This window comes from Amycolatopsis sp. NPDC024027, assembly GCF_040638975.1.
Classification (GTDB): domain Bacteria; phylum Actinomycetota; class Actinomycetes; order Mycobacteriales; family Pseudonocardiaceae; genus Amycolatopsis.
In genome coordinates this window covers 524,781-546,913 of record NZ_JBEZYY010000001.1, presented here as the reverse complement: position 1 = coordinate 546,913, position 22,133 = coordinate 524,781, and the positions used below count along the sequence as shown (strand labels likewise).

At 71.4% G+C, this 22,133-nt stretch carries 22 protein-coding genes; 12 read left to right on the top strand and 10 right to left on the bottom strand.

All coding sequences use genetic code 11. From position 1 onward, the window contains the following. Positions 1 to 97: 97 nt before the first annotated feature. Positions 98 to 1,621 (top strand): amidohydrolase family protein, encoded by a 1,524-nt coding sequence (locus tag AB0F52_RS02630; RefSeq protein ID WP_360163795.1) that lies wholly within the window; start codon positions 98 to 100, stop codon positions 1,619 to 1,621. 110 nt (positions 1,622 to 1,731) lie between these two features. Here the strand turns inward: AB0F52_RS02630 and AB0F52_RS02625 are convergent, their stop codons facing one another. After that, complete coding sequence (locus AB0F52_RS02625) at positions 1,732 to 2,103, bottom strand: hypothetical protein (RefSeq protein ID WP_360163793.1); 372 nt, start codon at positions 2,101 to 2,103, stop codon at positions 1,732 to 1,734. Positions 2,104 to 2,337: 234 nt separating this feature from the next. Next, positions 2,338 to 3,462: a phosphoserine transaminase gene (gene serC / locus AB0F52_RS02620; protein ID WP_360163791.1), complete on the bottom strand. Its 1,125-nt coding sequence runs from the start codon at positions 3,460 to 3,462 to the stop codon at positions 2,338 to 2,340. A gap of 134 nt (positions 3,463 to 3,596) precedes the next feature. On the opposite strand from serC, the gene AB0F52_RS02615 reads away from it, so the two are divergent. Then, positions 3,597 to 4,496, top strand: a complete 900-nt coding sequence (locus AB0F52_RS02615; protein WP_360163789.1) for a hypothetical protein — start codon at positions 3,597 to 3,599, stop codon at positions 4,494 to 4,496. A 93-nt stretch (positions 4,497 to 4,589) separates the two neighbouring features. Continuing rightward, positions 4,590 to 4,907: a hypothetical protein gene (locus AB0F52_RS02610; RefSeq protein WP_360163787.1), complete on the top strand. Its 318-nt coding sequence runs from the start codon at positions 4,590 to 4,592 to the stop codon at positions 4,905 to 4,907. 50 nt (positions 4,908 to 4,957) lie between these two features. Here AB0F52_RS02610 and AB0F52_RS02605 read toward each other — a convergent pair whose 3' ends face one another. The 5 genes from AB0F52_RS02605 to AB0F52_RS02585 form a co-directional block, all read right to left on the bottom strand. After that, positions 4,958 to 6,298: a serine hydrolase domain-containing protein gene (locus AB0F52_RS02605; RefSeq protein ID WP_360163785.1), complete on the bottom strand. Its 1,341-nt coding sequence runs from the start codon at positions 6,296 to 6,298 to the stop codon at positions 4,958 to 4,960. A 221-nt stretch (positions 6,299 to 6,519) separates the two neighbouring features. After that, the gene (locus AB0F52_RS02600) at positions 6,520 to 7,140 is read right to left on the bottom strand and encodes a response regulator transcription factor (protein ID WP_360163783.1); all 621 of its coding nucleotides are present in this window, start codon (positions 7,138 to 7,140) and stop codon (positions 6,520 to 6,522) included. Then, complete coding sequence (locus tag AB0F52_RS02595) at positions 7,137 to 8,294, bottom strand: sensor histidine kinase (RefSeq protein ID WP_360164593.1); 1,158 nt, start codon at positions 8,292 to 8,294, stop codon at positions 7,137 to 7,139. Before AB0F52_RS02595 ends, AB0F52_RS02600 begins: the two co-directional genes overlap by 4 nt. Then, positions 8,291 to 9,109, bottom strand: coding sequence for an ABC transporter permease (locus tag AB0F52_RS02590; protein WP_360163781.1), 819 nt, complete (start codon positions 9,107 to 9,109; stop codon positions 8,291 to 8,293). Before AB0F52_RS02590 ends, AB0F52_RS02595 begins: the two co-directional genes overlap by 4 nt. Beyond that, positions 9,106 to 9,945 carry an ABC transporter ATP-binding protein gene (locus AB0F52_RS02585; protein WP_360163779.1) on the bottom strand — a complete coding sequence of 280 codons (840 nt, stop codon included), beginning with the start codon at positions 9,943 to 9,945 and terminating at the stop codon, positions 9,106 to 9,108. The genes AB0F52_RS02590 and AB0F52_RS02585 overlap by 4 nt, the downstream gene beginning before the upstream one ends. Positions 9,946 to 10,160: 215 nt before the next feature. On the opposite strand from AB0F52_RS02585, the gene AB0F52_RS02580 reads away from it, so the two are divergent. Together AB0F52_RS02580 and AB0F52_RS02575 are read left to right on the top strand one after the other, a co-directional pair. Next, on the top strand, positions 10,161 to 11,855 hold the full coding sequence (locus tag AB0F52_RS02580) for an SDR family oxidoreductase (protein WP_360164591.1): 1,695 nt from the start codon (positions 10,161 to 10,163) through the stop codon (positions 11,853 to 11,855). Positions 11,856 to 11,869: 14 nt separating this feature from the next. Beyond that, the gene (locus tag AB0F52_RS02575; protein WP_360164589.1) at positions 11,870 to 12,472 is read left to right on the top strand and encodes a TetR/AcrR family transcriptional regulator; all 603 of its coding nucleotides are present in this window, start codon (positions 11,870 to 11,872) and stop codon (positions 12,470 to 12,472) included. Between the two features lie 7 nt (positions 12,473 to 12,479). Here AB0F52_RS02575 and AB0F52_RS02570 read toward each other — a convergent pair whose 3' ends face one another. Next, entirely contained in the window at positions 12,480 to 13,628 is a 1,149-nt protein-coding gene (locus AB0F52_RS02570) for a citrate synthase 2 (RefSeq protein WP_360163777.1), read from the bottom strand. A 290-nt stretch (positions 13,629 to 13,918) separates the two neighbouring features. On the opposite strand from AB0F52_RS02570, the gene AB0F52_RS02565 reads away from it, so the two are divergent. Genes AB0F52_RS02565 through AB0F52_RS02540 form a run of 6 tightly spaced genes read left to right on the top strand, consistent with a single transcriptional unit; the run spans position 13,919 to position 18,331 of the window. Then, positions 13,919 to 14,221 (top strand): urease subunit gamma, encoded by a 303-nt coding sequence (locus AB0F52_RS02565; RefSeq protein WP_103336696.1) that lies wholly within the window; start codon positions 13,919 to 13,921, stop codon positions 14,219 to 14,221. A 14-nt stretch (positions 14,222 to 14,235) separates the two neighbouring features. Continuing rightward, on the top strand, positions 14,236 to 14,541 hold the full coding sequence (locus tag AB0F52_RS02560) for an urease subunit beta (RefSeq protein ID WP_360163774.1): 306 nt from the start codon (positions 14,236 to 14,238) through the stop codon (positions 14,539 to 14,541). Beyond that, on the top strand, positions 14,541 to 16,256 hold the full coding sequence (locus AB0F52_RS02555) for an urease subunit alpha (RefSeq protein WP_360163772.1): 1,716 nt from the start codon (positions 14,541 to 14,543) through the stop codon (positions 16,254 to 16,256). Before AB0F52_RS02560 ends, AB0F52_RS02555 begins: the two co-directional genes overlap by 1 nt. After that, the gene (locus AB0F52_RS02550) at positions 16,256 to 16,936 is read left to right on the top strand and encodes an urease accessory UreF family protein (protein WP_360163770.1); all 681 of its coding nucleotides are present in this window, start codon (positions 16,256 to 16,258) and stop codon (positions 16,934 to 16,936) included. Before AB0F52_RS02555 ends, AB0F52_RS02550 begins: the two co-directional genes overlap by 1 nt. Further along, positions 16,893 to 17,615 carry an urease accessory protein UreG gene (gene ureG / locus AB0F52_RS02545; RefSeq protein ID WP_360163768.1) on the top strand — a complete coding sequence of 241 codons (723 nt, stop codon included), beginning with the start codon at positions 16,893 to 16,895 and terminating at the stop codon, positions 17,613 to 17,615. The genes AB0F52_RS02550 and ureG overlap by 44 nt, the downstream gene beginning before the upstream one ends. Further along, complete coding sequence (locus AB0F52_RS02540; protein ID WP_360163766.1) at positions 17,612 to 18,331, top strand: urease accessory protein UreD; 720 nt, start codon at positions 17,612 to 17,614, stop codon at positions 18,329 to 18,331. Before ureG ends, AB0F52_RS02540 begins: the two co-directional genes overlap by 4 nt. A 149-nt stretch (positions 18,332 to 18,480) precedes the next feature. On the opposite strand, the gene AB0F52_RS02535 is transcribed toward AB0F52_RS02540, so the two are convergent. Continuing rightward, a complete protein-coding gene (locus AB0F52_RS02535; protein ID WP_360163764.1) occupies positions 18,481 to 19,581 on the bottom strand; it encodes a lipase family protein in 1,101 nt (366 codons plus the stop codon). Between the two features lie 88 nt (positions 19,582 to 19,669). Here AB0F52_RS02535 and AB0F52_RS02530 point away from each other — a divergent pair, with 88 nt between their 5' ends. Continuing rightward, entirely contained in the window at positions 19,670 to 20,380 is a 711-nt protein-coding gene (locus AB0F52_RS02530; RefSeq protein ID WP_360163762.1) for a TetR/AcrR family transcriptional regulator, read from the top strand. A gap of 46 nt (positions 20,381 to 20,426) precedes the next feature. Here the strand turns inward: AB0F52_RS02530 and AB0F52_RS02525 are convergent, their stop codons facing one another. After that, positions 20,427 to 22,109 carry a hypothetical protein gene (locus AB0F52_RS02525; RefSeq protein ID WP_360163760.1) on the bottom strand — a complete coding sequence of 561 codons (1,683 nt, stop codon included), beginning with the start codon at positions 22,107 to 22,109 and terminating at the stop codon, positions 20,427 to 20,429. Between the last annotated feature and the right edge of the window lie 24 nt (positions 22,110 to 22,133).

Here is a 22,133-nt window from a genome sequence, read left to right as displayed (position 1 = left end):
ACCCTTTCACCCCGCGTCCAGCAGTTTGGAAGACTTCCCACTGCATCGGACGGGTGTTGGATGGACCGGAGGGAGCCGATCGAAGGGCGGGGCGGCTGTGCGAATCGAGGCGAACCGGCGTGATCTCCTGCGGTGGCTGGCGACAGCGGGCGCGGGGCTCGCCGCCGCCGGGATCGCTCCCGTCGCCTTCGCGCAGGAGGCCGCCGCCGCCGGGACCGATGTCGTGGTCGTCAGCGGGGTCACCGTTGTCGACGGCACCGATGGCCCGGCGCGGCCGGACTTCGCCGTCGTGCTGGTCGGCGACCGGATCGCCTGGGTCGGCCCCGCCGCCGAGGTGCCGCTGGGCGGGAGCGCCCGGATCATCGACGGCCGCGGCCGCTACCTCGTACCCGGCCTGTGGGACATGCACGCCCACGGCATCGACTACGAAGACCTCTGGCCGCCGCTGTTCCTGGCCAACGGCGTCACCGGGATCCGCGAGATGCAGGGCTACGACGAGAACCGGATCACCCGCGACAAGATCGACCGCGGCGAGCTGCTCGGCCCGCGGGTGGTGCTGGCCAGCTCGATCATCGACGGCCCGGTGTCCCTGCTCGGCCCGCCGATCACCAAGGTCGCGAACGCCGAGGAGGCGCGGGCGGCGGTCCGGACCGCCGTCGCCCAGCGCTCGAACTTCGTGAAGGTGTACTTCTACCTGCCGAAAGACGCCTTCGCCGCGATCGCGGACGAGTGCCGCCGCCAGGGCCTGCCCTTCGTCGGGCACTGGCCCTACCGGCTTCGCGTGCTCGACGCGGCCATGTCCGGGCAGCGCAGTTTCGAGCACCTCTTCGGGCTGCCGATCGCCACGTCGAGCTGCCGGGACGAGTTCCTCGCCCGGCTCGACGCGACGCCGTTCGACCCGCAGGCCCCGCGTGACTTCTTCAACCTGGCCCGCGAACTCGACCGGCGGGCCGCGCAGGCCTACGACCCGGCCGCGGCGGCCCGCCACTTCGCCGGGCTCAACGCCTCGGGCAGCCGGCTGAGCCCGACCTTCGCGGTCAACCGGGTCATTTCCCTGCCTGCCGGCACGTTCGCGCACGATCCGCGCAACAAGTACGTCCCGCGGGAGATCCGCGACGTCTGGGCCGACCGGCTGCCGCTGTTCTCGCCGGTCACCCCCGAGCAGATCGCCCAGCAGGAGGTCTACTTCCACGCGCAGCTGCGGCTCGTCGGGGAGGCGCACCGCGCCGGGGTCGGCATCCTCGGCGGGACCGACTGCCAGAACCCGTACGTCTACCCGGGGTTCAGCCTGCACGACGAGCTCGACTTCCTCGTCGAGGCCGGGCTCGGCCCGCGGCAGGCGCTGCAGGCGGTGACCCGCGACGCGGCCGCGTTCCTCGGCCGGGCGGACTCGGCCGGGACCATCACGCCCGGCAAGGTCGCCGACCTGGTGCTGCTCGACGCCGACCCGCTCGCCGACATCCGCGCGGTCCGGCGGATCGACACCGTCGTCACCGCCGGCCGCGTCCTCGACCGGGTCACGCTCGACCGGATGCTCGCCGACGCCGAAAGCGCCGCGAACCGGCCCGCCGAGATGGTGAACGCCCGGTCGGAGCGCTTGCCGCTGCACGGCTGCTGCTGAACGCCCGGTACTGCGGCCGACCGTCGCAGAAAACCCGCGGACCGGCCATAGCCTGCGCAATGATCGGATCCGCGGGATTTCCGGCGTTTATTGAACGGTGGTTCTTCGGGCTAGCACTCGGCCATTCCGGCCGGCGGGTCGTTCTGCGTGTAGACGTACTCCGCGGGGACATTTCCCCAGGCGCCCGCCGGGCTGTCCAGCTGTGCCCAGTACCAGATTTCGTTGCCGCCGTGGTTCGGTATCCCGCGGCCCCAGCAGTTGAAGTCGCTGACCGTCGAGTACAGGTATCCGCGGAAGGACTCGTAGTTCCGGTCGGCATAACCCACGGCCATGTAGGTGTTTCCGCAGATCAGGTGCCTGTTCGAGGCCACGTAGCAGGTGGCGTTCGTTTGTGCGGGATTGGCCGTGGCGGCGCTTGCCGAGCCGGCCAGTATGGTGCTCGACGCGATGACGGCGCCGAGGACCGCAACAACTTTCTTCACTGATTTCCCCTCTGAAATGTTGCAATCAAGAATCCGTTGTTGATCACAGCGATTTCGAGGCTACCGGGATGATCACTGAGGGCTATACCGCCGTCCGGGTGGCGGTGGTGACTTTCGAACCCGACTCGGGGCTATGTCGTAACTTTGGTGAATCGGCACCCGGAACTACGCAAAACGCTCGGCTGGGACATCCCAGCCGAGCGTTTTGTCACCGAGTCTTCGTACCGCGGGTGCTCAGCCGAGCCGCTCGACCACGTACTCGATGGCCTGCGTCAGCTTGGTGACGTCGTCCGGGTCGATGGCCGGGAACAGGCCGACGCGCAGCTGGTTGCGGCCCAGCTTCCGGTACGGCTCGGTGTCGACGATCCCGTTGGCGCGCAGCACCTTCGCGACCGCGGCGGCGTCGACGTCGTCGCTGAAGTCGACCGTGCCGACGACCTGCGAGCGCAGCTCCGGGTCCTTCACGAACGGCGTCGTGTAGCTCGTCTTCTCGGCCCACTCGTACAGCCGCGACGACGAGTCCTTCGTGCGCGAAGTCGTCCAGGCGAGGCCGCCCTGGCCGTTCATCCACTCGATCTGCTCGGCGAGCAGGAACAGCGTGGCCACGGCCGGGGTGTTGTACGTCTGGTCCTTGCGGGAGTTGTCCAGCGCGGTGGTCAGCGAGAGGAACTCGGGGATCCAGCGGTCGCCGCCGCCGATCTCGCCGATCCGCTCGACCGCGGCCGGGGAGGCCAGCGCGATCCAGAGCCCGCCGTCCGCGGCGAACGACTTCTGCGGCGCGAAGTAGTAGACGTCGAAGTCCTCGGCCTCGACCGGGAGACCGCCGGCGCCGGAGGTGGCGTCGATCGCGACCAGGGCGCCCTCGCTGCCCTCCGGGCGGCGGACCGGCACGGCCACGCCGGTGGACGTCTCGTTGTGCGCCCAGCCGACCAGGTCGGCGCCGGCTTCGTAGGCGATGTCCGGCGCGCTGCCCGGCTCGGCCTTGACCACGATCGGGTCGGCCAGGAACGGCGCGCCCTTGGTCACGGTCGCGAACTTCGAGGAGAACTCGCCGTAGGTGAAGTGCTGCGCGCGCTCGCGGACCAGGCCGAAGGCGGCCGCGTCCCAGAACGCCGTGGTGCCGCCGTTGCCGAGGATCACCTCGTAGCCCTCGGGCAGGGAGAACAGCTCGGACAGACCCGCCCGCACGCGCCCGACGAGGGACTTGACCGGCTTCTGCCGGTGCGACGTGCCGAGGTAGGTGGAGCCGGACTCCGCCAGCGCACTCAGCTGCTCGGCGCGGACCTTCGACGGGCCGCAGCCGAAGCGGCCGTCGGCCGGCTTGAGGTCGGCGGGAATGGTCAACTCAGCGTCGGTCATGCGGCCAGTCTCTCAGGTCGGGACGCGGCTGGTGAAGGTGGGATTCGCCGTTCCGGGAAGTGGGACGCCCGCCGGAAACCCGCTCGCCGGCCGCGCGGCTGGTCGGTAGTTTCCCCGGCGAGGGGGAGACGGACATGACCGAAGATCGATGGCGGCCGCGCTGGTGGCTGTTCGTGAGCTGGGGCGCCGTCGTCGTGGTGCACCTGGCCGCGAGCGGCGGCTGGACCACGACGACGACCGTGCTGGCGCCGACCGCGCTCGCGGTCACCCTGGTGCTCGTGTTCGTCCGGCGGCTGCCGTGGTGGCTCACCGGCGACGCGCGACCGGAGGGCCGTCGCGGAGTATTGCGGGCGCTGGTGGTGGTGGCGTGGTTCCTGACGGCGGCGGCGATCGCCGCCGGGCTGGTGGCGCACCCGCCGCACGGTGCCGACATCGTGAACGCCGGGGCGTTCGTCGCGCTCTTCGCCGGCGCTTCGGTGTACGGCCTGACCCGGCTGCTGCCGAAGCGGCCGCCGACGCGGCGGGCGGTTCTGCGGCGGCGGCTCGCGTTCGCCACCGCCTCGGTGTGGTCGGTCGCCGTCTTCGCGCTCGGGGCCGAGGTCTCGGCCATCGTCGCGACCGGTGGCTGGCTGCCGTGGTTCCTGCCGGTGCCGGGCCTGGTCGCCGTGCTCGCGCTCGCCTTGTGGCGCGCGGACCTCGCCCTCCCGGCGCGGCACTTCGCGAGCGGCACCTGGACACCGGTCGCGGCGGCGGCGTTCGACGTGCGGGCGGGCGAGCCGGTCGACGGCTGGGCGGTGCTGCCCGGGGACCACCGGATCCGCTTCCACCTGCCCGTGGTGCCGGCCGACATCGCCGCCGAGCTGCGGGACCGGCGGCGGCTCTGGCTGGCGGGCCTGCCCCTGGAGGACCTCGTCACCGGCCTTCCGGACGGCGACAGCTACGCCGTCGGGCTCATCGGCGAGCACCGCGGTGGGGGTACTGTGTCGATCTTTGCCGATCCGACCGGCAGCCACGGCGGAACACGGCGCCGGTGAGCGGGTTGGCTCCGGCTCGTGTCCGCCTACTTTCGGCCGGACCGGCAAAAATACGGTGACCAGGCCGTCCCGGCCGCCGGTAGCGTCCCGGCCGTGACGACTGTGCAGCAGAGGTTCGCGGTGCCGCCCGATGTGCTGTGGAACGTGCTCCCGGCCGGGGTCGCGGCGATCGGCGGGCAGCAGCCCGTCTACGACGGCCCGCGGGGATTCGCCACCTGCCGCACCGGGATGTCGCTCCTGAGCTGGGGCCAGCACGTCAACGTGACGGTGTCGCCGTCCGATGGCGGCTCGACGCTCACGATCATGACGGTGCTCAAGCTCGGCGTCTGGGACTGGGGCGAGGGCAAGCGCATCGCCAACCGCTTCGCCGCCGCTGTCGCGTACGCGGCCGGCACCGCCGCCCTGACCTGAGGGTCCCGCTCGCCACCCTGGGGGTGCGAGCGGGACCCCGGTCCCGTTCGTCAGCGCCAGTCGTCGACGCCGCCGGGCACCGGCGCGGCCGGGTCGTACGGCGTGCGGGTGAAGACGAACGTCGCCAGGTCCAGGTGGGTGGCGACGCCGTCGGCGTCCCGGCCCACCTCGAGCGTCTCGCCGGCGTAGTAGCCGTCGAGGCCGACGTAGGTGTCCTCGCCGGTGGCGCGGAAGCGCGAGCCGCGGCCGGCGCCTTCGACCGGCGCGAGCAGCAGCAGCCCGTCGCCCTGGACGCGCAGGTGGTACGGCGTCGGGCCCCAGTGCCAGAGCCCGGTCAGCGCGAGCAGCGCCGGGTCGGCGGGCGACGGCAGCCACTCGGCGGGCAGCCGCGGCTCCAGCTCGTCGGTCATGGTGATGAGGTCCAGGCAGAGCTGCGTGATGCCGACGCCGGCCGTCGAGTTGGTGAGCACGAGCGCGCCGGTCCGCGCGGCCGGGTCGACCAGCGTCACGGCCAGGAACCCGGGCATCGAACCGGTGTGGCCGGCGAACCGGCGGCCCTGGTAGCGCACGAGCATCAGGCCGAGGCCGAACCCCATCGTCCAGACGTCGGTGTCGTCGACGGTGACCATGGTCCGCATCTCGGCGACCGTTTCCGGCGCGAGCACACCGCCGGTTTCGCCGCCGAGGAACGCCGTCCAGCGGCCGAGGTCCCGCGCCGTCGACCACAGCTGCCCGGCGGGGGCCATCGCACCGGCGTCCGGGCTCGGTTCCGGCAGCAGGACGTCAGCGAAGGGGTGCACGGCGAAGCCCTCGGCGTGCGCGCCGACCGGGTGCGGGGTGGTGCGGGTCATCCCGAGCGGGCCGAGGACCTCTTCGTCGAGCACGGAGAGCCAGCCCTTGCCGCGGTGGCGGGCGAGGAGCTCGCCGAGGACGCCGTAGCCGACGTTCGAGTAGTGGAACCGCGCGCCCGGCCGGTGCTTGGTCGCGCCCTCGGCGAGGCTGCCGACCAGCGCGTCCCAGTCCGCGCCCGGGGTCCGCTCCCACCACTGGCCGGGCGATTCGGACGTCAGGCCGGAGGTGTGGGACAGCAGCTGGGCGACGGTCGCGGCCCCGAACGGCGTGCCCGGGACGTGCTTCTCGAGCGGGTCGTTGAGGTCGAGGCGGCCTTCGTCGCGCAGCCGCATGACGGCGGTGGCGACGAGGGTCTTGGTGATCGAGCCCAGCCGGTACTGGGTGTCGGTACCGGGTGTCTCGCCGCCGACGCGCCCCCGGCCACCGGACCAGACGATCTCCCCGTCCCGCACGACGGCGGCGACCAGCGACGGAGCCCGGCAGCCGGCCTGCTCATGGGCGATCCGGCGGAGCAGGGCGAGTTCGGTCGAGGCAAGCATGGAGGCATTCTGCCGCGCTCCCGCTCCCGAAGCAGGTCCTGCCCCATCCGCCGCGTGCGGAAAGAGGCATCACCTGTGTCTGGAAGGGCATCACCCGTGATTGGAGGGGCATCACCTGTGTCTGGAGGGGCATCGCGGCGATGCCCGTGGGATCACGCGAGATGCCTGCTGGAGCACGCGAGATGCCTCTCGGATCACGCGAGATGCCCCGGGCCGGTGGGTCAGGTGAGGAGGTTTCGGGCCATCGCCGTGGTGACCGCGGCCGTGCGGTCCGAGACGCCGAGCTTGCCGAACACCCGGAGCAGGTGGGTCTTCACCGTGGCCTCGCTGATGTGCAGGGCGCGGCCGATGTCGGCGTTCGTGCCGCCCTTCGCGACCAGCCGGAGGACCTCCACCTCGCGGGCCGACAGCGGCTGCGGCTCCGGGTTGCGGACGCGGTTGACCAGCTTGCCCGCCACCGACGGCGCCAGCACCGTCTCCCCGCGCGCCGCCGCGCGGATCGCGTTCGCCAGCTCCGCGCGGGACGCGTCCTTCAGCAGGTAGCCCGACGCGCCGGCCTCCACCGCGCGCAGGATGTCGGCGTCCGTCTCGTACGTCGTGAGCACGACGATCCGCCGCCCGGGCTGCTCGCGCAGGATCCGCTTGGTCGCGCCGACGCCGTCGAGGCCGGGCATCCGCAGGTCCATCAGCACGACGTCGGGGACGGCGACCCGGTCGAGCGCGACGGCCTCGTCGCCCGAACCCGCTTCCCCGACGACCGTGAGGTCCGGCTCCGCCTCGAGCATGCCGCGGAGGCCTTCGCGGACGACGGGGTGGTCGTCGACGAGCATGACGCGGATCAAGCCGGCACCTCCAGGGTGAGTTCGGTGCCGCGGGGGCCACTCCGGACGCTCAGTCTGCCACCGACCTGCTCGGCCCGGGACCGCATCCCGCGCAGTCCGAAACCCGTGGCGTGGTCCGGGTCGAAGCCGGCGCCGTCGTCGCGCACCGACAGCCGTACCGAACCGTCCACAGCGGACAGCCGCACCGACACCGCCGACGCGGCCGCGTGCCGGCGCACGTTGTTCAGCGCCTCCTGGGCGCCCCGCAGCAGGACCACTTCGCCCGCCATGCCGATCGGCGGCAGCGCATCGTCCACTTCGTACTCGACGGGCACGCCCGTCTCTTCGGCCAGCCGGTCGGCCTGCCGCCGGACGGCGTCGACGAGCGAGCCCGCCGCGAGGTCCGCCGGGGCCAGCGCGGCGACCATCGCGCGTGCCTCGGTGAGGTTGTCGCGCGCGGTGCGTGCGGCCAGCTCCGCGTGCCGCCGGGCCGCGGCCGGGTCGGTGTCCAGTTCGGACTCGATGGCCTGGGCGAGGGTGACGATGCTGGTGAACCCCTGTGCGAGGGTGTCGTGGATTTCCCGCGCGAGCCGTTCGCGCTCGGCCGCGGTGCCCGCCTCCCGGGAGAGCCGGACGACCTCGGCCTGGCTCTCCTCGAGCCGCGTGATCAGGTCCGCTCGCCCCCGGCTCTCCTCGACGACGTGCAGGATGAACTTGCCCGACAGCACACCGAAGACGACGAGGATCGCCGTCATCGGCAGCAGGATGTGCAGCGTCGGGCCGCGCAGCCCGTTGTTCACGATCGACGACGCCGGGCTCATCAGGATCACCGCCGTGGTGAGCACCGCGGCCGGGCGGAATTCGAGGGTCGAGAACAACAGCGGGCAGACCATGAACAGGATGAAGCTGGTCGTCGTGTTGGCGAGCATCGCGACCGCGACCAAGGCCACGACCACCAGCGCCAGGGTCCAGCGTTGGCGCAGGTGCCCGTCGTCGCGCACGACCCGGCGGCCCCACAGCAGGTAGGTCAGGGACAGCGCGGTCAGCGCCCCGACCGCGACCGCCGTGCGCACCGGATCGCCCTCGTCCAGCAGCACCAGCACGGTCGTGGCCAGGTACGCCACCGCGAAGAGGATCTCCCAGAGCCAGTTGAACCGGTCCCAGGCGTCCTTCACTTCGTGTCGGTCCACCGGAAGGTCAGCCGCGCCAGCACCGCTCCCGCCACGCACCAGATCGCCAGCACCAGCGCCACCCGCGGCAGTTCCCATGTCCCGGCCATCTCCATCCTCACGGCGCCGTCCGGCAGGAAGACCGACCGGAAACCCTGGCAGATCCACTTCAGCGGGAAGAACGACGCGATGTCCACCATAACTTTCGGCAGGTGCGTGATCGGCGAGACGAACACACCGGAGATGAACTGCAGCACCAGGTACAGCATCTGCACGATGGCGACCGCGCCGTTGGTGGACCTCGCCAGCGAGCTGACCGCGATCCCGAGCAGGGTGCACGAGACGATGCCCAGCGCGAACACCCACAGCAGCGTCAGCCACTTCGCCGGGTCGGACGGCAGCTCCAGCCCGAACAGCAGCACGGCGACCCCGGCCATCAGTACCGTCTGGGCCAGGCTGGACACCGCGACCAGCGCCATCTTGCCGATGAAGTACGACGCCGGCGGCATCGGCGTGCCGCGCAGGCGCTTGAGGGCCCCGGTTTCCCGGTCGGCCGTGACGCCGGTCGCGATGCTGTTGAACGACGTCGACACGATGCCGGAGCCGATCATCCCGGCGGCCAGCAGCTGGCCGGAGGTGACGCCGTCGAGCGCCGTCGGACCGTCCAGAATGGACCCGAGCAGGATCATCAGGACCGCGGGCAGGGAGAAGGTGAAGACCACCTGTTCCTTGTTCCGGAAGAACTGCCGCAGCTCGGTGCCGCCGCGGGCCAGGCCGAGGGCCAGCGGGCCGGGCAAGGCCCTGGATGTCGCGGTCGTCATGCCTGGTCTCCGATCAGGTCGAGGTAGATGTCCTCCAGGCTCGGCCTGGTCACGGTCAGCCCGGTGAGCTCCCCACCCCCAGCAGAGAGCTCGGTGACGAGCTTGGTCGGGTACGCGGTCCGTTCGACGTGCTCACCGCGTTCGTCGACCCAGCGCACGGTGGCCTCGGCGGCTGCCCGGCCGCCCAGGTTCCGCGGCGTGTCCTGGGCGACGATCTCGCCGCGCGCGATGACCGCGACGCGGTCGGCGAGCGCTTCGGCCTCGTCGAGGTAGTGCGTGGTGAGCAGGATGGTGGTGCCTTCGGCGGCGAGGTCGCTGATCAGCGCCCAGAACTGCCGCCGCGCCTCGGGGTCGAAGCCGGTGGTCGGCTCGTCGAGGAAGAGCAGTTCGGGGCGCCCGATGATGCCGAGCGCGACGTCGACGCGGCGGCGCTGGCCGCCGGAGAGCGCCTTGATCCGCGTCCCGGCCTTCTCGGTGAGCCCGACCTTTTCGATCACCTCGTCGGGGTCGCGCGGGTCGGGGTAGTACTTCGCGAAGTGCCGGACGGTCTCGGCGACGTTCAGCTCGGCGGCGTCGGTCGCCGTCTGCAGGACGATGCCGAGCCGGGCGCGCCAGGCGCGCCCGGCCTTGCCGGGATCCTCGCCGAGCACGGTGACCTCGCCGGCCGTCCGCCGCCGGTGTCCTTCGAGGATCTCGACGGTCGTGGTCTTGCCGGCGCCGTTCGGGCCGAGCAGGGAGAACACCTCGCCCTGGGCGATCTCCAGATCGAGCCCGGCCACCGCGAGGTGTCCCGGGTACTGCTTGCGCAGGCCGCGCACGCTGACTGCTGTGGTCATGCTCGAAGCTTGGTCGTCCGGGCCGCCGTATCCGACCAACGGCCGACTGAATCCGGCTGTCCACCGATCGGTGGACACGGGCGCTTGGTTTCCCGTGGAACCACGAAAACGCTGTCATACCGGCAAAAACCCGAACATCCGCGCGGACGGAACCGCCGCGCGGGTGAACCCACTGTTGACAACTTGTCTAACATGACAGAATGTCTCACAAGTGGGTGACCGCCAGCGACGGTGTCCGCCTCTCCGTGACCGTCGACGGCCGGGGCGACGGGCCCACGGTCGTGCTCGTGCACGGCTATCCGGACAACAGCTCGATGTGGAGCGGGGTAGCCGCCGGGCTGACCGGGAAACACCGCGTCGTCACCTACGACGTCCGCGGGGCCGGACGGTCGGACAAGCCGCCGGGACGCGCGTCCTACCGGCTGGACCAGCTGGCCGACGACCTGCGTGCCGTAGTCGACGAGGTGCAGCCCACCGGCAAGGTGCACCTGGTCGCCCACGACTGGGGCTCGATCCAGACCTGGCACGCCGTCACCGGGGAGGGCCTGCGCGGGCGGATCGCCTCCTACACGTCCCTCTCCGGGCCGAGCCTCGACCACGCCGGCGCGTGGTTCCGCGCCCAGCTGAGCCGCCCGACGCCGAAGCGGCTGAAGAACGCGCTGAACCAGTTCCTGCACTCGTGGTACATCCTGGCGTTCCAGGTGCCGTTCGTCCCGGACCTGCTGTGGCGCACCGGCTTGCTGGGCAAGCAGATCCAGCGGATGGAACCGGACGCGGCGCCGCCGGAGAAGTCCGACGGCCTGCACGGTCTCCAGCTCTACCGCGCCAACATGTTCACCCGGCTGTCCCGGCCCGCACCCCGGCCCGCCGACATCCCGGTGCAGGTGCTGGCGCCGACCGGCGACGCCTACGTGACGACGCCGCTGCAGACCGAGGTCACCCGCTGGGTGCCCGACCTGCGGATCCGCCGGATCGTCGGCACGCACTGGGTGACCAGGGCGCGGCCGGACGTGGTGGCCGCGGCGGCCGCCGAGCTGATCGACTACGCCGAAACCGGCACCGAAAGCCGCGGGCTGCGCCGGGCCCGCGCCGGCGCCGGGCCCTTCGCGCACAAGCTCGTCGTCGTCACCGGGGCGGGGAGCGGGATCGGCCGCGCCACCGCGCTGGCCTTCGCCGGCCAGGGCGCCGACGTCGTCATCACCGACATCGACGCGGCCAGTGCCGCGGAAACCCGGAAGCTGCTGGGAGAGCACGGCCTCGCCGAGTACACAGTGGACTCCGCGGACGGCGACGCCGTGCACCGCTTCGCCGAGCGGGTCCGCGCCGAGCACGGGGTGCCCGACATCGTGGTGAACAACGCCGGGATCGGGATGTCCGGGCCCTTCCTCGACACGTCGGTCGAGGACTGGGAGCGCGTCATCGACGTCAACCTCTGGGGCGTGATCCACGGCTGCCGCGCGTTCGCGCCGATGCTCGCCGAGCGCGCCGAAGGCGGTCAGATCGTCAACCTCGCTTCGGCGGCCGCGTACCTGCCGTCGAAGATCCTCTCCGCCTACGCGACGACGAAGTCCGCCGTGCTGACGCTGAGCGTCTGCCTTCGGGCCGAGCTGGCCGCGCACCACATCGGCGTCACGGCGGTGTGCCCGGGCATCGTCAAGACGAACATCACCGGCACGACGACGTTCGTCGGGGTGTCCGAAGAGGAACAACGTCGGCGTCAAAAGGAAAGCACGAAACTCTACGCGCGGCGCGGGTTCGGGCCCGAGAGCGTCGCGCGGGACATCCTGCGTGCCGTGGAAAAGGACCTCGCGATCGCACCGTCCACTCCGGAGGCGAAGGCCGCGTTGGTCCTTTCGCGACTCACGCCCGGCCTGCTCCGCAAAGCCGCGAAGCTGGACCTGACGCCGTGAGCCGACCGCGGCGGATGTCGCCGCAGGCCCGCCGCGACGACCTGATCCGCGCCGCGCTCGACCTGTTCGGCTCGCGCGCGCCCGAACTGGTCACCGTGGACGACATCGTCGCGCGCGCCGAGGTTTCGCGGCCGTTGTTCTACCGGTACTTCTCGAACCTGCGGGACCTGCAGGTCGAGGCCCTGCGCACGGTCACCGACGGGCTGATCGACGGCTTGGCTGGGCTCGAAGAAGGGCCGCCGGAGGTGCGGCTGCGCGCGGCCGTCCGCGGCCTGATCGACGTCGCCGACCACTACCGCGCGGGGTACATCGCCCTGCTGCGCAGCGGTTCGGTGATCGCGACGTCCGAGACGGACGCGGCGATCGACGAGGTCCGCAACCGCGCGGTGGCCCTGATCCTGGACGCCCTCGGCGTCGAAGGTCCTTCGCCGCTGCTTTCGCTGACCCTGCGCTGCTGGACGGCCGTCGTCGAGGGTGCGCTGCTGAGCTGGCTGCAGGAACGCAGCGTCGCGCGCGAAGACCTCGACACCTGGCTGGTCGACCAGCTCACGGCCATGCTCGAAGCCACCGCGAAGCACGAACCGGCCGGCGCCGCGGAGGCACCGGCCGGGTCGTGAACGAGCGTCAGTGCTTGGTGACGAGCTCCCAGCCCTCGACGTCCTCGGGGGTGCGCGGCGCCGGGCCGACGTACTTGGCCGACGGCCGCACCAGGCGCCCGGTCCGCTTCTGCTCCAGGATGTGCGCGGCCCAGCCGGCGGTGCGGGCCGAGCTGAACATCGCGGGCATCATGTGCGGCGGGACCTGCGCGAAGTCCAGGATGACCGCGGCCCAGAACTCGACGTTGGTCTCGATCGGGTGATCCGGACGCCGCTCGCGCAGCTCCTTCAGCGCCGCCTGCTCCAGCGCGGCGGCCGCCTCGTAGCGGGTCGCGTCCAGCTCCCGGCAGGTCCGGCGCAGCACGCGCGCCCGCGGGTCCTCGGCGCGGTAGACGCGGTGGCCGAAGCCCATCAGGCGTTCCTTGCGGTCGAGGATGCCCTTGACCAGGCCCTCGGGGTCGCCGGTGCGTTCGACCTCTTCGATCATCGGCAGCACGCGCGCCGGGGCACCGCCGTGCAGCGGGCCCGACATCGCGCCGATGGCGCCGGACATCGCGGCCGCCACGTCCGCGCCGGTGGACGCGATGACGCGGGCGGTGAAGGTCGAGGCGTTCAGGCCATGCTCGGCGGCCGACACCCAGTAGGCGTCGAGGGCCTTGACGTGCGCCGGGTCCGGCTCGCCGCGCCAGCGGATCAGGAACCGCTCGGTGATGGAATGGGCCTCGTCGACGCGGGTCTGCGGCACCGCGGGCTGGCCGATGCCGCGCGCCGACTGGGCGACGTAGGACAGCGCCATCACCGAGGCGCGGGCCAGCTGCTCGCGGGCCTCTTCGTCGGTGATGTCGAGCAGCGGGCGGTACCCCCAGATCGGGGCGAGCATGGCCAGCGCGGCCTGGACGTCCACCCGGACGTCACCGGTGTGCACCGGCAGCGGGAACGGCTCGGCGGGCGGCAGGCCGTGACCGAACCGGCCGTCCACGAGGAGGCCCCAGACGTCGCCGAAGGTCACCTTTCCGGCGAGGTCTTCGATGTCGACGCCGCGGTAGCGCAGGGCACCGCCGTCCCGGTCGGGTTCGGCGATTTCGGTGTGGAAGGCGACGACGCCTTCCAGGCCCGGTCGGAAGCCGTCGTCGGGTTGGCCGGACGGCTGTGGCTTGCTGATCGTGGAGGTAGTCACTGTTTCGCGGAACCTTTCGGTGCGCTTTTCCCCGGCTGGTTGGTGCTGGTCGCGCGGTTGGGAGGAAGCGCACTGAACGCGCGCCACATCGCACGGATGGATAGACCTTGCTCTCTTGACCGGCCACTGGCAATCGAAAGATGTGGTGGTTTCGGTCACGATTACGAGAACGATTCAGTCACCGAACCTCGCCGACCGGAGAATTTCTCGCCACGGAGTGTGACGAAGCCCAGGTAAATCCTGTGTTGCCGAACCAGGCGCTGCCGCGTTTCGGGTGATAGACCTAGCGGATGCACCTCAGCCCGCAGGAGCGCGACAAGCTGCTCATCCACGTGGCGGCCGACGTCGCGCGGAAGCGGCTGGACCGCGGCGTCCGGCTCAACTACCCCGAGGCGGTCGCGCTCATCACCGACCACGTCCTCGAAGGCGCCCGCGACGGCCGCACGGTCAGTGACCTGGTGGCCAGCGGCCGGAGCGTGCTCTCCCGTGCGCAGGTGCTGGACGGCGTGCCCGAAATGGTCGACTCCGTGCAGGTCGAGGCCACGTTCCCGGACGGCACGAAGCTCGTCACCGTGCACGACCCGATCGTGTGAAAGGCGGCAGCTGCATGCGCCCTGGCGAGATCATTCCCGGCGACGAGCCGGTCGAGCTGAACCCCGGCCGCGCACGCGTCCGGCTGCTGGTGCGGAACCTCGGCGACCGGCCGGTGCAGGTCGGCTCGCACTACCACTTCGCGGCCGTGAACCCGGGTCTCGAGTTCGACCGCGACGCCGCCCGCGGCCACCGGCTCGACGTGCCCGCCGGGACGTCGGTGCGGTTCGAACCCGGCGTCGAACGGGAAGTCGATCTCGTTCCCTTGGCCGGAGCGCGCCGCGTCCCCGGTCTGCGGTCCGAATTTTCGGGGGACTTCTGATGCCGCAAATCGACCGCGAGCGCTACGCCGAGCTGTTCGGCCCGACCACCGGCGACCGGATCCGGCTCGCCGACACCGACCTGCTGATCGAGGTCACCGAAGACCGCTCGATGGGCCCCGGCGGCTCCGGCGACGAGGTGCTCTTCGGCGGCGGCAAGGTCATCCGCGAGTCCATGGGCCAGGGGATGGCGACCCGGGCCGAGGGCGCGCCCGACCTGATCATCACCGGCGCGGTGATCCTCGACCACTGGGGTGTCGTCAAGGCCGACGTCGGCGTGCGCGACGGCCGGATCGTCGGCATCGGCAAGGCCGGCAACCCGGACACGATGGACGGTGTGGATCCGGCGCTGGTCATCGGGCCGTCCACCGAGGTGCTGTCCGGCAACGGCAAGATCCTCACCGCGGGCGGCATCGACTGCCACGTCCACTTCATCTGCCCGCAGCTGGTCGACACGGCGCTGGCCGCCGGGCTGACCACTTTGGTCGGTGGCGGCACCGGCCCGAACGAGGGCACCAAGGCCACGACCGTCACGCCCGGCGCGTGGAACCTCGGCCGGATGCTGTCCGCCATGGACGGTTACCCCGTCAACGTCCTGTTGCTGGGCAAGGGGAACACCGTCCGGCACGAGGCGCTGCGCGAGCAGCTGGCGGCGGGTGCGGGCGGGTTCAAGCTCCACGAGGACTGGGGCACCACGCCGGCGGCGATCGACGCCTGCCTGACCGTCGCCGACGAAGCCGGTGTCCAGGTGGCCATCCACACGGACACGCTGAACGAGGCCGGCTTCCTGGAATCCACTGTGGACGCGATCGGCGGCCGCTCGATCAACGCGTACCACACCGAAGGGGCCGGCGGCGGGCACGCGCCGGACATCATCCAGGTCGTCTCGCTGCCGAACGTGCTGCCGTCGTCGACCAACCCGACCCGCCCGCACACGGCCAACACCCTCGACGAGCACCTCGACATGCTGGTGGTCTGCCACCACCTCAACCCGTCGGTGCCCGAGGACCTCGCCTTCGCCGAGAGCCGGATCCGGCCGACCACGATCGCCGCCGAGGACGTGTTGCACGACCTGGGCGCGATCTCGATGATGAGCTCCGACTCGCAGGCGATGGGCCGGATCGGCGAGGTGATCATCCGGACCTGGCAGACCGCGCACGTGATGAAACGCCGTCGCGGCCCGCTGCCGGGCGACGGCGCGGCCGACAACCTGCGCGCGCGTCGCTATGTCGCCAAATACACGATCAACCCGGCCATCGCGCACGGCATGGAGACCGAGATCGGCTCGGTCGAGATCGGCAAGCTCGCGGACCTGGTGCTGTGGGAGCCGAAGTTCTTCGGCGTCCGCCCGCACGTGGTGCTCAAGGGCGGCTTCCCGGCGTGGGCGGCGATGGGCGACGCGAACGCGTCCATCCCGACGCCGCAGCCGGTCATGGCCCGCCCCATGTTCGGGGCGAACATCGGGGCGGCGCTGAGCCTGCACTTCGTCGCGCCGTCCGCTTTGGACAGTGGCTTGCGCGAGACCTTCGGCATCACCCGGCCACTGGTCGCGGTGTCGAACATGCGCGCGCGGACGAAGGCGGACATGGTGCTCAACGACGCCACGCCGGACGTCCGCGTCGAGCCGGACAGCTTCGCGGTGCACGTCGACGGCGAGCTGGTCGAACCGCAGCCGGTGACGGAGCTGCCGATGGCGCAGCGGTACTTCCTCTTCTGATGGACCTCTCGGCGCTGATCCTCGCGGACTCCCGCTTCCCCGGCGGCGGGCACGTCCACAGTGGCGGGCTGGAAGAAGTCGTTTCCCGCCGCCTGGTGACCTCCGTGCGGGATCTGCCGGGATTCCTGTCCGGACGGTTGCGGACGGCGGGATTCCTGGCGGCGGTCTTCGCCGCTGCTTCGGCGCATGCCGCCGCGCGATCTGTCCCACCTGGACATTGGTCGCGGTTGGACGCCGAGCTGGACGCGCGGACGCCGTCGCTCGCGCAGCGGGAAGCGTCGCGGGCGCAGGGCCGGGGAACCGCGCGGGCCGGACGGATCGCTTGGCCTTCGCCCGTGCTGACGGCGTTGCTCGCGGAGACGCCGCGCCCGCACCACCCCGTGGTGCTGGGTGCGTTGACCGGGGTCGCCGGTGGGTCGCCGGAGGACGCGGCGATGGCGGCGGCGTACCTGTCGGTCAGCGGGCCGGCGAGTGCCGCGGTGCGGTTGCTCGGCCTGGACCCGTTTGCCGTCAACGCCGTGGTCGCGCGGCTCGACCTGCGTTCGGTGTGCGAGGCCGCGGCCGCCGTGGCGGGCGACGACCCGGCGGCGCTGCCGTCGCCGGGGTCGCCCGCGTTGGATCTGTTCGCCGAGGCGCATGCCCGGCACCACCAGGAAGAGGTGCGTCTCTTTGCCAGCTGAAGGCCACGGTCACGGGCACATCCACGAGGTCAACTTCGACCCGACGGCCGCCGAACCCGACCACTACGACGCGGCGCCCACCGCGGGCCGCGCGTACCGGATCGGCATCGGCGGCCCGGTCGGCTCGGGCAAGACGGCGCTCACCGCGGCGCTCTGCCGCGCGCTGGGTGACGAGATCAACCTCGCCGTCGTCACGAACGACATCTACACGACCGAGGACGCGGACTTCCTGCGCCGCGCGGGAGTGCTGGACCCGGAGCGGATCGAGGCGGTGCAGACCGGGGCCTGCCCGCACACCGCGATCCGCGACGACATCACCGCGAACCTCGACGCCGTCGAACGGCTCGAGGAGAAGTTCCCGGACCTGGACCTGGTCATCATCGAAAGCGGCGGTGACAACCTGACGGCGGTGTTCAGCCGCGGCCTGGCGGACAGCCAGATCTTCGTGGTCGACGTGGCGGGCGGCGACAAGGTGCCGCGCAAGGGCGGCCCCGGTGTCACGACGGCGGACCTGCTGGTGATCAACAAGATCGACATCGCCCACCTGGTCGGCGCGGACATGGCCGTGATGACGTCGGACGCGCACCGCATGCGGGGCTCGCTGCCGGTGATCACGCAGTCGCTTGTGGACACTCCGGACGCGCCCGACGTGGCCGGCTGGGTCCGTTCCCTGCTGTGAAGGCCCACGCCCGGTTGACCGCGTGCTTCGACGGCTCGCGCACGGTGTTGCGCGAGCTGCGTTCGATGGCGCCGCTGACGCTGTTCCCGCGCCGGCGGTCCGGTGCGACGGCGGTGGTGCACCTGGTCAACTCGGCGACTTCCCCGCTGGGTGGCGACGACCTGCTGCTGTCCATCCACGTCGGTCCGGGGGCCTCGCTGCGCCTTTCCGGCGTCGCGGCGACGCTGGCTTTGCCCGGCCTGCACGGCGAGTCGTCGATGTCTGCTGTGGACGTTGTCGTGGAGCCGGGTGGGTCGCTGAAGTACCTGCCGGAGCCGACGGTGATCACCGCGCGGGCCCGGCACAACGCGGTCTTCCGGGCTTCGCTGGCTTCCGACGCGTACTTGCACACGCGGGAGGTGCTGGTGCTGGGGCGGGCCGGGGAGCGCCCGGGTTCGCTGACGACTTCGTTGTCGGTCACGCGGGGTTCGGTGCCGGTGCTGCGCCAGACGCTTTCGGTGGGGGATGCGGGGTTGGACGGGAGCTTGGCCGTGCTGGCGGGGCGCCGGGTGCTGGCCACGGACCTGGTGGTCGGCGGTCCGGAAGAGCCGGCGGCTTCGGGTGAGTGGTGGTCGCGCAGCCCGCTCGCCGCCGGTGGCTCGCTGGTGACTTCCCTGGCTCCGGACGCCGTCACGGCGATGAAGGGGCTGGCGGAGGCGGGAGCCGAGGCGTTCTGAGCAGCCCCCGTTTTCCACGCTACCGGGAGGTACCGACGGTTTCGGGTGCCCGAGTCCGTGCAGGCCGCCTTGCGGGACTCGAAGTCCCGCAAGGCGGCCTGCACGGATTTTCCGCGACCGCGGGCGGCCCCCTGCGCCGCCCACCGGTGTCAGAACTTCGTGCCCAGCCAGGTCATCGCCGCCGGGCCGCCGATCGAGACGCCGCCGATGTGTTCCAGCAGCGGGAACTCCTGCCACGTCACCGCCGCGCCCAGGGACCGCCAGCGGTCGCGCAACGCCGTTCCGACGCTGAACGGGATCAGCTCGTCCAGCGTCCCGTGGTACAGGTACACCGGCAGCTTCGGCGCCGTCGTGCCCAGGTAGTTCTCCGCCAGCCGGGCCTGCCAGTGCGGCTCGTGGATCGGGTCCGGCACCGTGACGAAGTCCCGCAGGTGCGCGAACGGTGCCGCCGCCCCCAGTTCGACCGTGCACGCCTTCGACACCCGGGCCACCGCCTCGCGGCCGCGGTCGTTGAGGATCGAGGCGAACGGCACGTCCGGGTACGCCGCCGCGAAGCCGGTGGCCGCGCCGAGGACCAGGCCGAACGCCGCGCCGCCGTCGTTGGAGGCGAACACCGCGTTCAGGTCCGCCGGAACCCCACCCGCCGCGACTCCGACCACGTTCAGCGAAGGCGCGTACGTGGCCTGCAGTTCCGCCGCCCACGCCGCGGCCTGGCCGCCCTGCGAGTAGCCGAACACGCCCACCGGGCCGGCCGGGGACAGCCCCGCGCCGGTCACCCGGGAAGCGGCCCGTGCCGCGTCGAGCACCGCCCGGCCTTCGGACTGCCCGACCGCGTACGTGTGCGGTCCCGGCGTGCCGAGCCCTTCGTAGTCGGTGACGACGACGGCCCAGCCCTGCGTCAACGCCTGTGCCAGCAGCGCGCTTTCGTTCTCGACGCCGTGCGCGAGGAGGTTCGAGGGCGCGCACTGGTCGCCGAGGCCGTGCGTGCCCACCGCGTACGTGATCAGGGGCCGCGGGCCGCCGTGCGGCCACGGCGTCGGCGGCACCAGCAGCGTGCCGGAGACGGCGTTCGGTTCGCCGGTCGCCGAGGTCGAGCGGTAGACGAGGTGCCAAGCCTTGACGGGCGCCGGGAACGGACCGACGAACACCGTCGTCGGCCGCTGTTCGAGGAGGACGCCCGGGTCCGCGTGCGCCGAGGGGGCGGCTGTCACGAACAGGAGCGCGACGGCGACCAGTAACCGACGAAGCATCGTTGCCTCCGGTGTTTGGTAATCAAGGTTTTCACAATTTAGCCAGCCCGGTAGGATCCGGCAATCCCTCAGAAGGAGGAGACAACCGTTGGCTCGCACGTACGGCGGCGTCGCACCCGAACAACGTCGCGCCGACCGCCGCGAGCGGCTGCTCACGGCCGGCCTCGAACTGTTCACCACCACCGGCTTCCGGCAGACGAAGATCACCGAGGTCTGCACTCGCGCGGGCGTGTCGACGCGGAACTTCTACGAGGAGTTCACCGGCAAGGAGGACGTGCTGCGCACCCTCCACGACCGGATCAACAGCCTGGCGCTGGAGCACGTCACCGCCGCGCTCGGCAAGGTCGCCGAAGCCGACGCCATGACCCGGATCGCCACGCTGCTCGACGTCTTCATCGACACGGTGACCATGGACCCCCGGCTCCCGCGGCTCAACTACGTCGAGGCCGTCGGCGTCAGCGCGGAGCTCGAGGAGCAGCACCAGGTGTGGGTCGACCGCTGGGCGACCTTCATCGAGACGGAGGCGCGGCACGCGGCCGAGCGCGGCGCCGCGCCCGACCGCGACTACCGGCTGACGGCGATCGCCCTGGTCGGCGCGGCCACCGGGCTGCTGCGTGAGTGGCAGGCGCACGAGCCGCCGCTGCCGGTGGAGGACGTCGGCGCGGAGCTGCGCGCGCTGATGCTGGCCGCCATCATGCGCCCCGTAAAGATCTTGGAAATCCCCGGCAACCCGGGCGCGCTCTCCGGCGTGGAAGAGTCGAGCCGGGTGGGGGAGCAGGGGGGAGCCCGGCGAACGTGAAGGCCCTCTCCCGGCTGCGGAGGCCGGGAGAGGGCCTTCATGGACGTTACGTGGTGCGGGCCGTCGGCAGGCCGAGCGCGACCGGGCCGGTCGTCTGGCACACGTCGTGGCAGGTGTTGTCGAGCGTGCAGCAGAGCGAGCAGATCGGGCCGTCCTGCTTCGCGCAGTCGGCGACGTCCGGCAGTTCGTACGGATCGCCGCAGACCGAGCAGGTGTGCGTGGCACGCAGATCGACGTCGACGTCCGGGCCGGCGACCGTGTTCGGCCGGGCCAGGTAGTACTCGCCGCGGGTCGCCACGGCGAGCACCGGCACCAGCGCGACCGCGATGACCAGCGCGAGCAGCGGGCTGAACGCGGCCAGGAACGGGCCGAACGCGCCGAAGTACGCCGTGATCGACACCGCCGACGCGACCACCATCGAGCCGAACCCGACCGGGTTGATCTTGTGCAGGTAGGCCCGCTTGAACTCGATGTAGCGCGGCGAGAGGCCCAGCGGCTTGGCGATCACCAGGTCGGCGCAGACGGCGCCGATCCACGCGATGGCGACGTTCGAGTAGAAGCCGAGGATCTTGTTCAGGAAGCCGAACGCGCCGAACTCCATCAGCGCGAGCGCGATCCCGCAGTTGACCAGCACGTACCAGACCCGGCCGGGGTGCTTGTGCAGCACGCGCGAGAAGAAGTTCGCGAACGACAGCGAGCCGGAGTAGGCGTTCGTCGTGTTGATCTTGATCTGTGAGACGACCACGAACAGCGCGGCGAACGTCAGCGCCACCGGCCCGAGGGCGGGTTTCACCGCTTCCAGGTAGGGCGCGATCGGCTCGAGCGCGTGCGTCTTCCCGACGACACCGAGGGCGAGGAACGCCAGCAGCGCGCCGCCGATCTGCTTCGCGGCCCCGAGGATCACCCAGCCGGGTCCGGCGGCGAGCACCGCGGCCCACCACGACCGCTTGTTCTCCGCCGTTTTTTCGGGCATGAACCGCAGGTAGTCGGCCTGTTCGCCGATCTGCCCGATCAGCGACAGCGCGACGCCCATGCCGAGACCGAACCCGATCGCGGAGAACCCGGAGCCGGTGCCCTCGGTGCCGCCGAAGTGCGCGAACTCGGCGAACTTGCCGGGCTCCCGGACCAGCACGACGACGAACGGCAGCACCAGCCCGGCGAGCCACAGCGGCTGCGTCCAGGTCTGCATCTTCGCCACCGCGCCCATGCCGTAGAGGGCGAAGGGCAGCACGATGAGCGTCGCCAGCAGGTAGCCGACGGGCAGCGGGATGCCGAGGGCTAGCTCGAAGGCCTGGCCCATGATCGAGCCTTCGAGCGAGAAGAAGATGACGGTGAAGCTCGCGTACACGAGCGACGTCAGCGTCGACCCGAAGTAGCCGAAGCCGGCTCCACGGGTCAGCAGGTCCATGTCCACTCCGGACTTCGCGCAGGCGGCCGCGATGGGCACGCCGGTCACGAAGATGACGACGGCCGCGGCGAGGATCGCCAGGACGCCGGAGGTGAAGCCGTAGGAGAGCACGATGCTGGCACCGATCGCGAAGTCGGCGAGGTAGGCGATGCCGCCCAGCGCCGTCGTCGCGACGACGAACGGGGACCATTTCCGGAACGAATGGGCGGCGAAGCGCAGTGAGTAGTCCTCGCGGTTCTCGTTCGCCGCGAGGGGGGCGTACTGGCGTTTCGGCTGGGAGCTTTCTTCGGCTTCTTCGGCGCTGGACAGGATCTCGGTCATGCCTGCCTCCGGGGGTGGTGGGGA

Coding starts and splice junctions, on each gene's coding strand:
- AB0F52_RS02615 (WP_360163789.1), top strand. CDS start 3,597: ATGACCGAAGATCGATGGCGGCCGCGCTGGTGGCTGTTCGTGAGCTGG.
- AB0F52_RS02560 (WP_360163774.1), top strand. CDS start 14,236: ATGCGCCCTGGCGAGATCATTCCCGGCGACGAGCCGGTCGAGCTGAAC.
- serC (WP_360163791.1), bottom strand. CDS start 3,462: ATGACCGACGCTGAGTTGACCATTCCCGCCGACCTCAAGCCGGCCGAC.
- ureG (WP_360163768.1), top strand. CDS start 16,893: ATGCCCGGCACCACCAGGAAGAGGTGCGTCTCTTTGCCAGCTGAAGGC.
- AB0F52_RS02575 (WP_360164589.1), top strand. CDS start 11,870: ATGTCGCCGCAGGCCCGCCGCGACGACCTGATCCGCGCCGCGCTCGAC.
- AB0F52_RS02535 (WP_360163764.1), bottom strand. CDS start 19,581: ATGCTTCGTCGGTTACTGGTCGCCGTCGCGCTCCTGTTCGTGACAGCC.
- AB0F52_RS02605 (WP_360163785.1), bottom strand. CDS start 6,298: ATGCTTGCCTCGACCGAACTCGCCCTGCTCCGCCGGATCGCCCATGAG.
- AB0F52_RS02585 (WP_360163779.1), bottom strand. CDS start 9,945: ATGACCACAGCAGTCAGCGTGCGCGGCCTGCGCAAGCAGTACCCGGGA.
- AB0F52_RS02565 (WP_103336696.1), top strand. CDS start 13,919: ATGCACCTCAGCCCGCAGGAGCGCGACAAGCTGCTCATCCACGTGGCG.
- AB0F52_RS02590 (WP_360163781.1), bottom strand. CDS start 9,109: ATGACGACCGCGACATCCAGGGCCTTGCCCGGCCCGCTGGCCCTCGGC.
- AB0F52_RS02525 (WP_360163760.1), bottom strand. CDS start 22,109: ATGACCGAGATCCTGTCCAGCGCCGAAGAAGCCGAAGAAAGCTCCCAG.
- AB0F52_RS02550 (WP_360163770.1), top strand. CDS start 16,256: ATGGACCTCTCGGCGCTGATCCTCGCGGACTCCCGCTTCCCCGGCGGC.
- AB0F52_RS02555 (WP_360163772.1), top strand. CDS start 14,541: ATGCCGCAAATCGACCGCGAGCGCTACGCCGAGCTGTTCGGCCCGACC.